Origin of the sequence: Pseudomonas sp. B16(2017), assembly GCF_002113205.1 — a bacterium.
GTDB classification, from domain to species: Bacteria; Pseudomonadota; Gammaproteobacteria; order Pseudomonadales; family Pseudomonadaceae; genus Aquipseudomonas; species Aquipseudomonas pharyngis.
In genome coordinates, this window is the sequence record NZ_NEKA01000015.1 from 156,849 (window position 1) to 170,716 (window position 13,868).

Annotated in this window: 11 protein-coding genes; 3 read left to right on the forward strand and 8 right to left on the reverse strand. The window is 60.5% G+C overall.

The genetic code is table 11. The annotated features are described in order from the left end of the window. Positions 1-1,956: a MacB family efflux pump subunit gene (locus CAG25_RS23225; RefSeq protein WP_085613089.1), complete on the forward strand. Its 1,956-nt coding sequence runs from the start codon at positions 1-3 to the stop codon at positions 1,954-1,956. 68 nt (positions 1,957-2,024) lie between these two features. On the opposite strand, the gene CAG25_RS23230 is transcribed toward CAG25_RS23225, so the two are convergent. Then, positions 2,025-2,795 carry a helix-turn-helix transcriptional regulator gene (locus CAG25_RS23230; RefSeq protein WP_085613090.1) on the reverse strand — a complete coding sequence of 257 codons (771 nt, stop codon included), beginning with the start codon at positions 2,793-2,795 and terminating at the stop codon, positions 2,025-2,027. Between the two features lie 256 nt (positions 2,796-3,051). On the opposite strand from CAG25_RS23230, the gene CAG25_RS23235 reads away from it, so the two are divergent. Then, positions 3,052-3,267 (forward strand): hypothetical protein, encoded by a 216-nt coding sequence (locus CAG25_RS23235; RefSeq protein ID WP_064595557.1) that lies wholly within the window; start codon positions 3,052-3,054, stop codon positions 3,265-3,267. A gap of 27 nt (positions 3,268-3,294) precedes the next feature. On the opposite strand, the gene CAG25_RS23240 is transcribed toward CAG25_RS23235, so the two are convergent. The 7 genes from CAG25_RS23240 to CAG25_RS23270 all read right to left on the reverse strand — a co-directional run bounded on the left by CAG25_RS23240 (position 3,295) and on the right by CAG25_RS23270 (position 12,542). Continuing rightward, positions 3,295-5,877 (reverse strand): EAL domain-containing protein, encoded by a 2,583-nt coding sequence (locus CAG25_RS23240; protein WP_085613091.1) that lies wholly within the window; start codon positions 5,875-5,877, stop codon positions 3,295-3,297. 105 nt (positions 5,878-5,982) lie between these two features. Next, a complete protein-coding gene (gene glcF, locus CAG25_RS23245; protein WP_085613092.1) occupies positions 5,983-7,200 on the reverse strand; it encodes a glycolate oxidase subunit GlcF in 1,218 nt (405 codons plus the stop codon). Between the two features lie 3 nt (positions 7,201-7,203). Further along, positions 7,204-8,268, reverse strand: a complete 1,065-nt coding sequence (gene glcE / locus CAG25_RS23250; RefSeq protein WP_085613093.1) for a glycolate oxidase subunit GlcE — start codon at positions 8,266-8,268, stop codon at positions 7,204-7,206. Further along, positions 8,268-9,767: a glycolate oxidase subunit GlcD gene (glcD, locus tag CAG25_RS23255; RefSeq protein ID WP_085613094.1), complete on the reverse strand. Its 1,500-nt coding sequence runs from the start codon at positions 9,765-9,767 to the stop codon at positions 8,268-8,270. Before glcD ends, glcE begins: the two co-directional genes overlap by 1 nt. 169 nt (positions 9,768-9,936) lie before the next feature. Continuing rightward, on the reverse strand, positions 9,937-10,776 hold the full coding sequence (gene yghU / locus CAG25_RS23260; protein ID WP_085613095.1) for a glutathione-dependent disulfide-bond oxidoreductase: 840 nt from the start codon (positions 10,774-10,776) through the stop codon (positions 9,937-9,939). 192 nt (positions 10,777-10,968) lie between these two features. Beyond that, positions 10,969-11,445 carry a hemerythrin domain-containing protein gene (locus CAG25_RS23265; protein WP_039770748.1) on the reverse strand — a complete coding sequence of 159 codons (477 nt, stop codon included), beginning with the start codon at positions 11,443-11,445 and terminating at the stop codon, positions 10,969-10,971. 254 nt (positions 11,446-11,699) lie between these two features. Next, complete coding sequence (locus tag CAG25_RS23270; RefSeq protein ID WP_085613096.1) at positions 11,700-12,542, reverse strand: AraC family transcriptional regulator; 843 nt, start codon at positions 12,540-12,542, stop codon at positions 11,700-11,702. A gap of 94 nt (positions 12,543-12,636) precedes the next feature. Here CAG25_RS23270 and CAG25_RS23275 point away from each other — a divergent pair, with 94 nt between their 5' ends. Beyond that, on the forward strand, positions 12,637-13,593 hold the full coding sequence (locus tag CAG25_RS23275; protein ID WP_085613097.1) for a threonine dehydratase: 957 nt from the start codon (positions 12,637-12,639) through the stop codon (positions 13,591-13,593). Positions 13,594-13,868 lie beyond the last annotated feature (275 nt).

Here is a 13,868-nt window from a genome sequence, read left to right on the forward strand (position 1 = left end):
ATGAGCGAACCTCTGCTGCAACTGACCGGCATCAGCCGCAGCTTCACGGCTGGCGATCGCGAATTCCTCGCGCTGAAGAACATCAACCTGACGATCAATGCCGGGGAAATGGTCGCGATCATCGGCGCCTCGGGCTCCGGCAAATCGACCCTGATGAACATCCTCGGCTGCCTCGATTACGCCACAGCCGGCAGCTACAGGATCAACGGCCGGGAAACCCGCGATCTGGACAGCCAGGCGCTGGCCGAACTGCGTCGCGACTATTTCGGCTTCATCTTCCAGCGCTACCACTTGCTGCCGCACTTGAGTGCGATGCACAACGTCGAGATGCCGGCAATCTACGCCGGCACGCCGGAACCACAACGCCATGCGCGAGCTCGTGAATTGTTGGCGCGCCTTGGGCTGGAGGGGCACCTGACCCATCGCCCGAGCCAACTCTCGGGCGGTCAGCAGCAGCGGGTCAGTATCGCTCGGGCGCTGATGAACGGCGGCGAAGTGATCCTCGCGGACGAGCCGACCGGCGCCCTCGACACCACCAGCGGCAAGGAGGTGATGCGCATCCTGCTGGAGCTGCACGCGGCCGGGCACACGGTGATTCTGGTGACCCATGACCCCAAGGTCGCGGCCAATGCCGAGCGCATCATTGAGGTCAGTGACGGCGAAATCCTTAGCGACCGCCGCAACGAGCGCGACAGCACGGCATTGAGCAATGAGGACGCGGTCCCCAAATCCACGGGGGCGCGGCGTCTGGTGGCCAGCCTTGGTTTGTTCAAGGAGGCCTTCAACATGGCCTGGGTCGCACTGATCTCGCATCGCATGCGCACCCTGCTGACCATGCTTGGGATCGTCATCGGCATCACCTCGGTGGTGTCGATTTCGGCCATCGGCGAAGGGGCCAAGCGCTATGTGCTCAAGGACATTCAGGCCATCGGCAGCAACACCATCGATATCTATTCCGGCACCAGTTTCGGCGACAGCCGTTCGGCGGCCATCGAAACCCTGGTGCCGGCGGATGTGACGGCGCTCAACCAGCTGTATTACGTCGACAGCGCCACGCCGGTGGTCGGGCGCAATCTGTTGCTGCGCTATCGCAACATCGATCTCGATGCGCAGGTCAACGGCGTCAGCGATCTGTACTTCCAGGTGCGCGGAATCAAGATGGAGTCGGGCATTGCGTTCAGCGAAAACGATGCCCGACGCCAGGCTCAGGTGGTGGTGATCGATCACAACACCCGCCAACGGTTATTCGGCGAGGGAGTCGATCCGCTGGGGCAGGTGATCCTGATCGGCAACCTGCCGTGCACCGTGATCGGTGTGGCGGCAGAAAAGAAGAACATCTTCTCGTCGAGCAAGTCGCTCAACGTCTGGGTGCCTTACGAAACCGCAGCCGGCCGGCTGTTGGGCCAGCGCTACCTGGACAGCATCAGCGTGCGGATCAAGGACGGCCAACCGAGCAAGGTCGTGGAAGACAACGTCAACAAACTGATGCTGCAGCGCCACGGCACCAAGGACTTCTTCACCAATAACCTCGACAGTGTGATGCAGACCGTGCAGAAAACCAGCCGCTCTCTGGCGCTGTTGCTGTCGCTGATTGCGGTGATTTCGCTGGTGGTCGGCGGCATCGGGGTGATGAACATCATGCTGGTGTCGGTCACCGAACGGACCCGCGAGATCGGTATCCGAATGGCGGTCGGGGCGCGGCAGTCGGACATTCGTCAGCAGTTTCTGGTGGAGGCGGTGATGGTCTGTCTGCTGGGCGGGGCGATTGGAATCTCGTTGAGTTATGCCATCGGCCACCTGTTTTCGCTGTTCATCAAGGAATGGGAAATGGTGTTCTCGCTGACCTCGGTGCTCACGGCGGTGATCTGCTCGACGCTGATCGGCATCGTTTTCGGCTTCGTGCCGGCGCGCAATGCATCGCGGCTCGACCCGATCGAGGCCTTGGCGCGGGACTGAGGGGCCGGACATGAAAAAAAACCGCCGTCCCTGGCAGGACAGCGGTTTTTTTACAGGCGCGTGATCGATCAGGCCGCGTTGGACGGGTCGCAGGCGGCCGGGCAGTCCTCAGGCGAATACATCCAGCGCATCAGCGAATGGCGGCCGCTGATTCCCAGTTTGATGGCGGCGCGCTTGAGGTAGCTCTCGACGGTATTGACCTTCAGTTGCAACTGCTCGGCCAGTTCAGGCGCGGTGCGCCCGGCCAGCAGACCGACGCACACTTCCAGTTCACGGTTGGACAGGCTCAGGCCCAGTTGCTGCACGCGCTCGCAAAAACGCAGGCGCAGGGTCTCCAGGCCTTGAAGCGAGGCTTCGGTCGCTGCGGCTTGCACTTCGGGATCCGCACTCGCCGGTTGCAGCGCGTGGATGTGCTTTTCCACCATCGGCAGCAACACCGGGGAGATGTCCTGCAACAGACTGCGCTCTCGCGCGGAGAAGCGCTTCGACGGGCCGCAGCGGTACACGGAAATCACATAACGGTAACCGTCCTTGCGCCGGGTCAGGTGCAACTGCGAAGCATCGGTGACCGTGGAGGGTTCGGGGGCGGGCACGTCACTGTTGCCGGGATCGGTGCTCAGTTCGGAATACACCGTCTCGGCCGTCAGTGCCGCCTCTTTGGGGCATTCCGGCTCGGTGCGCGGTTGCGTACGTGCGACCGGCTCCACGCGCATCTGCCGGATATGCGTGGCGTCCACGGCCAGTTGGGTGAGGATCAGGTCGTGCAGCATTCGCGGAAAATGCCGGCTGCCGGTGCTGGCGATGACTTTGCCGATGTGAGGGAACAGGTGTGAGTTCATGTGTTTCATCCATGAGTAGCAATGGGGGAATTGCGCTTTCCCGAGCCTCCGGCGGATGTCCTTGGCCGGCGACCACAAATCGGGAAATTTGGATCCTATCCTAGTACAACGGTTGAGCGACCGTTTAATGAAGGGGTTATTAGCTCATAACCAACATTCAGTGGCCGCCACCCGGTCGGCTTCCATTCGTCGAATGCGTAGAACGACGCAGAAGCAGCACGGCTCTACCGGGTGTCATCTTAGCGAGACATTCGAAATGTACGATCAGCGCAAGAAAGAGTCACTGTCGGCATGGCGCAAGCTGGCGACACAATCGCAAGAGCCGTTCGATCCGCAGGACCAATATGACGACTTGCTCAAGGGGGCCGACGACATGCTGGAACAGGGGCTCATCAGCAACGCCGAATGGCGTCAGTTGGTGCGCGATGCGGGCAACGTGTTTACCCGCAATGAGGCGGGGGCAAGCGGATGAAGCGCAAACCAGGTGCCGGCCGACGAGTCAAAGACGCCCCGTGGCCTGCAAGAGACGCGCGAACGCCGTCTTGTCGATGGGCCGGCTCATGAAATATCCCTGCACTTCGTTGCATTGATCCTTGCCGAGAATGGCCAGTTGCTCTTCGGTCTCGACGCCTTCGGCCGTGACGTTCAGGCCCATGGCCTTGCCCAGCCCGATGATGGCTTGCACCACCGCACGATCATTGCTGCCGGTGCTGATGGACGCGATGAAGCGCTTGTCGATCTTGATGCCATCGAACGGATAGGCACGCAAGTAGCCCAGCGAGGAGTAGCCGGTGCCGAAATCATCCATGTTCAACCGCACGCCCAGTTCTTTGAGTGCGTTCATGGTCGTCAGCGCACCGTCGGTGTCGTTGAGCATGACGTTTTCGGTGATCTCCAGTTCCAGGCGACTGGCTGGAAAACGGGTTTCGACCAGCACTTCGCGCACGTCCTGGACGACGTCGCTCAGTGCAAACTGGGCAGGGGAGAGGTTCACCGACAAGAGGATTTCTTCAGGCCATGTCAGGGCGGTCTGGCAGGCTTCGCGCAGTACCCAGCGACCGAGGGGGACGATCAGGTCCGTCTGCTCCGCCAAGGGAATGAACAGATCGGGACCGAGCAGCCCTTTCGTCGGATGCTGCCAGCGCACCAGGGCTTCAACCGAAACGATTTCCTTGCCGTCCACCTTGTAACGCGGCTGATAGTGCAGCACCAGCTCGTTGTCTTTCAGCGCCTTGCGCAAGTCGTCTTCCAGTTGCCGGCGCGTCTGGATCTGGTCGCTCATGTGCGCTTCGAAATAGCACCAGGTGTTCTTGCCTTCCGACTTGGCCTGGTAGAGCGCGATGTCGGCGCAGCGAATCAGCTCTGCGGCTTCGAAGCCGTGGCGCCGGCTCAGGGTGATGCCGATGCTGGCACCGATGTGCAACGGATGATGCTCGAACATCACCGGCTCATGCAGACTGCCGATCAGGCGTGTGCAGAACCTGTCGATTTCCTGATGCGAGTCCATGCCACTGAGTACGACGACGAACTCGTCGCCTCCGAGCCGCGCAACAATGTCGTGATCCCGTGTGCATTCGCGCAGGCGTCTGGCGACTTCCTGCAGGACCGCATCACCGGCCGGATGGCCCAGTGAGTCATTGATCGGCTTGAAGTTGTCCAGATCGATCATCAGCAGTGACAGGGGCGCGGCATGCTCCTTGAGTTGCAGGGCTTCTTCCAGGTAGCGCGCCAGCTTGTTGCGGTTGGGCAACCCCGTCAGCGCGTCGTGCATGGACAGGTGCTGGATCTGTGCATGGGCGGCGACTTCATCGGTGATGTCGCTGGCGGTGCCGCGATAACCGACGATGCAATGGTTTTCGACGATCGGCCGGGCGGACAGCCGGCAATAGCGTTGTTGCCCTGTTTCATCGCGATAGGTACAGCGCAGGTCACTGGCGTTGACCTCTTCGTTCAGTTTCTTGAGCCACAGCTCCAGCGGCGTGGTATCGCAAAACAGTAACTGCATGATGTCCTGTCCCAGCCACTGCTCACGTGGATAGCCGGTCACGGTACTGAAGCGCGCCGAGAGATACGTGAGAGACAGATGCCGGTCGATTTCCCAGATCCAGTCGGAGGCCGCTTCAGCCACGGCGCGAAAACGCTCCTCGCTGGCCTCGAGGGCCTGATTGGCCGCTTGCATTGCCTGGTGTGAGGTCTGCATTGCTTCCAGGCTGTTGTCCACGTACTTCGACGAACGCAAGGCATGCCGGAAAAAGTAACCGGTCAACAGCATGAGGATGAGCAAAATGCTCCCAAGCGTGGGTAGCAATGACCACAACAACCGTTGCCCCGGCCGCTCCAGGTCAGCGACCAGGCTGTAACCGGTACTGTCCAGCGGCACTCTGGGCTGGCCTGCTTCGATGGTTTCATCCAGGGCAAGGGTCAGGTTGTTCAGGCCGAAGCCGCTGCCGATCTTTCGCAGTTTGGCTGGCGTCAGCTTGTCGACGAATACCAGCACAGAGGTGTTACGGGGTTCTTCGGTGGGGCGCTCGTCATTGGGAATGATGGCCGCCGCCGTCACCAGCGCCGGCCAGTCTTCAAACAACGAATAGGTATTGACCGGCCTGGTGAGGTCGCTTTGCAGTTGTACCTGGTCGACCAGCGCAGTGGCGGACGCCTGGAGAAAACTGGAGATATTTGCTTCGATCAACTGGCCGCGCACCACCGCATATTTGGTCTGTTCCCGGTTCAGGACAAATACGCCGTCATAGCCATCGCTGGTGAACAGGGTTTTGCCCAGGTTCTGTTCAACGTAGGCCCAGTCTGTGTCGACCTGACCGCTCAGATGCTCATAGGCCGTCGTCCAGTAGGCGTAACTGGTGATGTAGTTTTTTGATGCGAGGATGCGGTTTTCCAGTGCTCGGGTCGTATAGAACAGGTTGTCGTTCACATCGTCATCATCGAGCCGCGCCGCAATACTTAACAGGGCACCGACTGCCGTGATGACTCCGGCAACGAACAGCGCGCCTACGGCAAACGCCAGACGCCGGGTGGCGGTACGTTGCGGCGAGGGGAGCGGGGCCGCATGAGTTGAATAGTCCATTCGCTCATCCTTGATCCGTTATTACGGCATCTAGAACACGTGGATCGACGCAATGTTCAGTCTTGTCTGCGCCACCGCTTGAAGGTTAGCAGGCACCTCGGACTTTCATCGGCAATGCGCGTCCACCAGTTCGATCCAGTGCCTGACGGGCGTGCGGCCGGCGCCGTCGAGGTGTATCTGGCAGCCGATGTTGGCGGTGGCGATGATCTCGGGATGACCACTCTCCAGTGCAGCGAGTTTGTTGTCGCGCAGTGACCTGGCCAGCGCCGGTTGGGTGATCGAGTAAGTACCCGCCGAGCCGCAGCACAGATGAGCGTCGGGGACGGCAGTCAGGTCGAAGCCCAGTCGTGTCAGCACCGACTCCACCGCACCGCCGAGTTTCTGTGCGTGTTGCAAGGTGCAGGGACAATGGAAAGCCACACGTTGATTGGCGTGGATGCCGAAGGATTCGAGCGGCTCTTCGCGCAGCACCTCAACCAGATCTTTTGCCAGCGCGCTGACGGCTTTGGCCTTTTCGGCATAAGTTGGATCGGCGCGAAGCAAATGCCCGTAATCCTTGATGAACGCACCGCAACCGCTGGCGGTCTGCACGATCACCTCGGCACCCTGTTCGATGGCCGGCCACCACGCATCAATGTTGTGGCGGGCGCGCTCAAGGCCGGTGATCTGGGCGTCGAGGTGATAGTCCACCGCGCCGCAACAGCCAGCCTCGCGAGCAGGAATCACGCTGATGCCCAGACGATCCAGTACCCGCGCCGCTGCGGCATTGGTATTGGGTGACAAACCTGGCTGCACGCAACCCTCGAGCATCAGCACGTGCCGCGCATGACGGATGGCGGGTCGTGGAGCAGGCAGCGCCACGTTGCGTGGCAGTTTGTCTTGCAGGGTATGGGGCAATAGCGCCCGAAACATCTGGCCGGCGTTGATCAGCCCTTTGAACAACCGTGGATCGGGCACGACGCGTCGAAGTCCTTCACGCAACAGACGCTGCCCGAGCGGCCGCGGGACGGCGGCGTCCACCACCGCCCGGCCGATGTCGAGCAGGTTGTGATAGTCCACGCCGGAAGGGCAGGTGGTTTCACAGTTGCGACACGACAGGCAACGATCCAGATGCTGCTGGGTTTTTGCCGTGACTTCGTTGCCTTCGAGCACTTGCTTGATCAAGTAGATGCGTCCGCGCGGGCCGTCCAGTTCATCGCCGAGCAATTGATAAGTCGGGCAGGTCGCGTTGCAGAATCCGCAATGAACGCACGTGCGCAGGATGCTTTCGGCCTCTTCGGCGCGGGGCAGTTGCCGGGATTGCGGGCTGAGGGTGGTCTGCATGGCTCAAAGCTCCGCGTACAGACGCCCGGGATTGAAAATGCCCCGGGGGTCGAGTTGTCGTTTGAGTTGGCGGTGATAGTGCAGCAGGGCGGGCGCCAGTGGCTGGAACGGCTCGTCGATCAGGCCGTGGCTGTAACAGGTTGCATGCCCGCCGACTTCGTCGACCACTTTGCGAATGACCGCAGCTTCGGCCGTCGATTTGAGCCAGCGTTGCGCGCCGCCCCAGTCGAGCCACTGCTGGCCGGGCAGGTTCAGCGGCGGCGTGTTCAGCGGCACGGACAGGCGCCAGAGCGGTTGGTCTTCGTCGAAGAAGCCCAGGCGTTGTTCGTTGAGATCGGCCCAGAACGAACTGTTGAGCGGCTCGCCGCCAAGACGATCATGGGCGGTCGCCACCGAACCTTCGCCACCCTCAAGACGCAAATGCAGTTGCCGGCCATCGTGACACGCGGCGCTGATCGGCAACGGTTGCTGGCCCCATTCGGCCAGACGCAGCAACGCCTGTTCGCTGGGCATTTCCAGACTGAGGCTCAGGCACGCTCGCGGTTTGGGCAGCACCTTGAGCGAGACTTCGGTGATCACCCCAAGCGATCCGTAACTGCCGGCCATCAGGCGCGACAGGTCATAACCGGCGACGTTTTTCATGACTTCGCCACCGAAGCGCAGGTGTTTGCCATGACCGGTGATGATTCGCGTGCCCAGCACGAAATCGCGCACCGATCCCGACCAGGGCCGACGCGGCCCGGACAGGCCACTGGCGACCATGCCGCCGACCGTGGCATCGTCGGCGAAGGCCGGTGGTTCGCACGCCAGCATCTGTTGCGAAGCGTCCAGCACGGCCAGCAGTTCCACTAGTGGAGTGCCGCAGCGTGCGGTGATCACCAGTTCGGTCGGGTCGTAGCTGACGATGCCGCGATGGGCGCGAGTGTCGAGAATCTCGCCACCGACGATGCGCCCGAGAAACGCCTTGCTGTTGGCGCCCTGGATGCGCAGCGGGGTAGCGTTTTCCAGTGCCCGATTGACCTGTTCGAGCAGCGCGGCGCTGTCATCGAAATCCATCGCGTCGCCCATCAGAACCGCTCCAGTTCGGGGAAGGGCAGTTGCCCGTGGTGTACGTGCAGGGCGCCGAATTCGGCGCAGCGGTGCAGGGTCGGAATGTTTTTGCCGGGGTTGAGCAGGCCGCCGGGATCGAACGCGGCTTTGACGGCGTGGAACAGGGTCAGCTCATCGCTGTTGAACTGCGCGCACATCTGGTTGATTTTTTCCCGGCCCACGCCGTGTTCACCGGTGATGCTGCCGCCGACCTTGACGCACAGTTCGAGGATCTTGCCGCCCAGCGTTTCAGCGCGCTCCAGCTCGCCGGACTGGTTGGCGTCGAACAGAATCAGTGGATGCATGTTGCCGTCGCCGGCATGGAATACGTTGGCGACTCGCAGGCCGTATTCGGCTGAAAGCTGTGCAATCGCATGCAATACGCCAGGCAACTCGCGGCGCGGGATGGTGCCATCCATGCAGTAATAGTCTGGCGATAATCGGCCCACGGCGGGGAAGGCGTTTTTGCGTCCGGCCCAGAATCGCACGCGTTCGGCTTCGTCCCGGGCCTGACGCAGTTCGGTGGCGCCGGCGTGCTCGAGCACTTGCCGGACCCGCGCGCAGTCATCGTGAACATCGGCTTCAACGCCATCGAGTTCGCAGAGCAGAATCGCCTCGGCATCCACCGGATAACCGGCGTGGATGAAGTCTTCGGCGGCGCGGATTGCCAGATTGTCCATCATCTCCAGGCCACCGGGAATGATGCCGGCCGCGATGATATCCGCCACGGCGCGGCCAGCCTTTTCCACGGAGTCGAACGCCGCCAGCAGCACTTTGGCCGTCTGCGGTTTGGGCAAGAGTTTGACCGTGACTTCGGTGATGACCCCGAGCAGGCCTTCGGAACCGGTGAACAGCGCCAACAGGTCGAAACCGGGGGAATCCAGTGCGTCCGAACCCAGCGTCAGGCGTTCGCCATCGACGGTGAGGATCTCGACCTTGAGCAGGTTGTGCACGGTCAAGCCGTACTTGAGGCAATGCACACCACCGGCATTTTCCGCCACGTTGCCGCCGATCGAGCAGGCAATTTGCGAGGAAGGATCAGGTGCGTAATACAGCCCGAACGGCGCGGCGGCCTGGGAAATCGCCAGGTTGCGCACGCCGGGTTGAACCCGCGCAGTGCGGGCCTTTGGGTCGATCTGCAGGATGTTGTTGAAGCGCGCCATCACCAGCAGCACGCCTTTTTCCAGCGGCAATGCACCGCCGGACAAACCGGTCCCCGCGCCCCGGGCCACCACCGGCACCCGTCGTTCATGGCAGATCTGCAACACGCCCTGAACTTCATCGATGTGCCGTGGCAGTACCACCAGCAATGGCGTGGTGCGGTAGGCCGAAAGGCCATCGCACTCGTACGGTTTCAGTTCCTCGCGCTGATGCAGCACGTCCAGGTCTGGCCATTGGTGCTGCAGGGCTTGCAGAAGCGCGACTTTGTCGACGTCGGGCAAGGCGCCGTCGACCTGTTCGTCGTAGAGAATGTTCATGCGGGTGGACGACCCTCCGTTGTTGTTCGAGGTCGGGTGTCGTACTTTCATCGCTGGGCCGCTGACACCTGGAAATAAAGCGTAGCGGTCCGTGGGGCGGTGGGAGCGATTTATCAGACACAACGCCTGATGCCGGAGGCTACAGGCGCTGTATCGGATAAGGCCAATGTCAATCCAGGTCGCTCGCCTGATGTCGCTCCGGGACCTGGCTCGCTTCATCGCCCCACGTCCGGTTGACGCGCTGGCCGCGAATCACCGCAGGTCGTTCGGCAATCTCTTGCGCCCAGCGCTGCACGTGGGTGTATTCATGGGCGTTCAGAAACTCGGCGGCGGAGTACACATTGTTGCGCACCAGTTGTCCGTACCACGGCCAGACCGCGATGTCGGCGATGGTGTAGTCGTTGCCGGCAAGGTAAGGGCTTTCGCTCAGGCGGCGATCGAGTACATCCAGCTGACGCTTGGCTTCCATGGTGAATCGATTGATCGGGTACTCGAGTTTTTCCGGCGCGTACGCATAGAAATGCCCGAAGCCACCGCCCAGATACGGCGCAGCACCCATTTGCCAGAACAGCCAGTTCAGGGTTTCGGTGCGACCCGCCGGATCGGAGGGCAGGAAGGCGCCGAATTTCTCCGCCAGATACAACAGGATCGAGCCGGATTCGAACACGCGAATGCCCGGCTCCACGCTGCGGTCCAATAAAGCCGGAATTTTCGAGTTGGGGTTGATCTCGACAAATCCGCTGGAGAACTGGTCTCCTTCGTTGATGCGGATCAGCCAGGCATCGTATTCAGCGTCGGTGCAGCCGAGCGCCAGTAATTCTTCGAGCAGAATGGTCACCTTTACGCCATTGGGCGTGGCCAGCGAGTAGAGCTGCAGCGGGTGCTTGCCGATCGGCAGCGTTTTTTCATGCGTCGGCCCGGCAATCGGGCGATTGATATTGGCGAATTGGCCGCCGGAAGGCGCGCTGTGTTTCCAGACCTTGGGTGGCACGTAAGACGTATTGCTCATGAAACGGACCTCATCGGTTAATGGCCGGAATGTTGTGAGCCCGAATGGGAACCGCGGGCTCATGACGAACAGCACACCACACAACGGCGTTTGAATGCCACCGGCGGGCGGATGAAAATTCGCGGGAATCGAGCGTGATATCAACCCAAAGAAAAGCCCGGCAGATGCCGGGCTTTCTGGGTTTCGGGAGCATCACGCCGCCACGTTGCCGGCCATCATTTCCTTTTTGTAGCTGGCTTTCATCGCTTCCATTTGTTCGCCCAGTTCATCGAGCTTCGCTTTACCGAGGAGTTTTTTTGCCTGCGGAAACATCTCGGTTTCTTCCTCTTCGATGTGATGCTCCAGAAGCTCCTTGACCACTTTGACCCGACCAGCGAACTCGGGCGTCCCCGGATCAGTCAGTTTGAGGTCTGGCAGCACCAGCGAATCCACTGTGCGGTGCTCTTCCTTGGCTTCGAAGTACATGATGTCCTGTTCCTTGGTGCCGGCTTCCTTGAAGGCCGGATAAAGGATTTCCTCTTCGAGTCGGGTGTGGATCGAGATCTCCATTTCCAGTTTGCCCAGTAGCTCGACACGTTTTTTCAGGGCCCGGTCCGTCGATTCGCTGAGTTGGCTCAGGATCCCTTTGACTTTCTCGTGGTCGGCTTTCAGAAGGTCGATCGCGTTCATGTTGGTTGCCTCTGCTATTCAGGGTTAGAACACAGTCCGATGTCTCTCGGCGCCGTGGATTCCCGAAGAACAACGCATTTGCCATGCCAGTCGCGCGTCTCGGCCAAAGGCGTCTGGATCAGGGGTTGTGCGATAGCAGGGCTGAGGGGGTTCGTGCAGCCTGCATGAACGACGTGCAATCGGCATTGCAGAACACGACCCGAAGGGTTGCTGGGACGGCTTTCCGGATCAGAAGACAGAAGGCACGAAAGCGATCACGACGCATGTTGTTTGCCGGCGCTGGCGCTGTGGCAAGTACTTTTGCGCAATTGTGCCGGACTCACGCCAAGTCGTTGTTTGAAGGCGCTTGCCAGGTGCGCCTGGGAATTGAATCCACAGGCCAGGGCGACCTGCGACAAGGCCGTTTTCCCGTCGCATATCATCGCCCGAGCCTTGGCCAGGCGCCGGTCGATCAAATAGCTATGGGGGCTTTTGCCCGTGGCTTGTTTGAAGGCGCGAGTGAAATAGCCTTCGGACAATTCGAGCAGGTGTGCCATCGACAGTACATCGAGCGGGCCATTGAGACCTGCGTCAATGAACTCATCCAGCCTTCGCATTCGGCTGTCGGTGATCGAGCCGCGGTGCACTGGCACGTCCTGAACTGCGGCGCGCTCAGCCAGCGCAAGCGCCCAGGTTTCCCAGTCATCGTCCCATTTGGGCTGCAACAGCGCGCTGCGCATTCGCTGGGCGAGGAGAATGGCCTGCGGGTCGATGCGGTTGTTGAATGGCCGATCTCCGGCCAACGCATCCCCTTTGGTGCGGATGACCCGCAGGTATTCACCGCCCATGGGGGACTCGGACAACACATCACAGCCGACCGGGACAAACGCCAGGCCATTGGGCATCGCGTCGAAGGGACGTACCCGGTCAGTACCGATGGCATGCAGGCCGCGTTGGCTGTCGAAGGCAAAGCCAATCGCTGACTGGGTCGCCACGTAGCGTGCCGAGTAGGCTGCGCCGGGCAGCAATTCGATCGTCCACGAACCTGCCTCGATGCGACGGACCGGTTCTGCAATGGTTGGAGTGTTCTGACGGTTTCGATGACTCATGAGCGTCATAGTAGTGAAGGGATGGCATAAAAGTCAGGTTCGTTTTTTGAAAGCCGACGCGACGCCTGCGTGCCTAGACTGGGGCAAAGCCAAGGAGACGCTCATGCATACAATCACGCGCGATGACCTCGAACACGCTGCCCGCCAGGTTTACCAGGTGATGCCAGCTACCGCCCAGTATTGCTGGCCTCTGCTGGCCGAGCGATTGGGATGCACCGTTTGGGTCAAGCACGAAAACCACACGCCGACCGGTGCCTTCAAGGTGCGCGGTGGCATTACCTTCATGAACTGGCTGCGCCGTGAGCACCCGAGCGTCAAAGGCATCGTTTCTGCGACGCGTGGCAATCATGGCCAAAGTCTTGCGCTGGCAGCCAGTGCCGTGGGGCTGAGGGCACTGATCGTTGTGCCAAAGGGCAACTCAATGGAAAAGAACAACGCCATGCGCGGGTTCGGCGGTGAGGTGGTCGAGTACGGGCGTGACTTCGATGAAGCTCGCGAAGAGGCTGCTCGCCTGGCGCAGGAACATGACTTGTACCTGGTGCCGCCATTTCATGCCGAACTGGTCAAGGGCGTTGCGACGTATGCGCTTGAGCTGTTCAGTGCAGCGCCAGAGCTGGACACCGTCTATGTGCCAATCGGCTGTGGTTCGGGAATCTGTGGTGTGATTGCTGCCCGGGACGTGTTGGGCCTGAATACAGAGATAGTAGGGGTGGTGTCGACGGAAGCAATGGCCGCCAAACTGTCTTTCGAAGCGAAAACGATCTGTGAAACCGCGTCGGCCAACACCTTTGCCGACGGCCTTGCTGTGCGCAGACCTATTGCGGAGGCGTTCGACATCTATAGGAAGGGTGCGGCGCGGATTGTCTCGGTGAGCGAAGATGAAATCGCCGAGGCCATGCGCGTGTATTACACCGATACCCATAACCTTTCTGAAGGGGCGGGCGCGTCCGCGTTGGCGGCCTTGATGCAGGAGCATGAAGGGCGGGAGGGGAAAACGGTCGGTGTGATTCTGTCCGGGGGGAATGTTGATCGAACGATCTATGCGGGGGTGATTGGATGATTGCTTCTTTATATAGTCGGTACGGAGCTTGGTAGTTTTCGCAGGTACGACCTGGCCTGTCGGGTATGGAAAGGAATTTTTACTCGGGGGGTTGACCATCTGTTTTGATCCTGTATTATTCGCCTCCCGCTAGCGAGCAACTTGGGTTGCTTCTAGCGCAAGTGATTGAATTCAAATGAAAATAATCACTTGACAGCAAATGAGGCTGCTGTAGAATGCGCGCCTCGGTTGAGACGAAAGATCTTAACCAACCGCTCTTTAACAACTGAATCAAG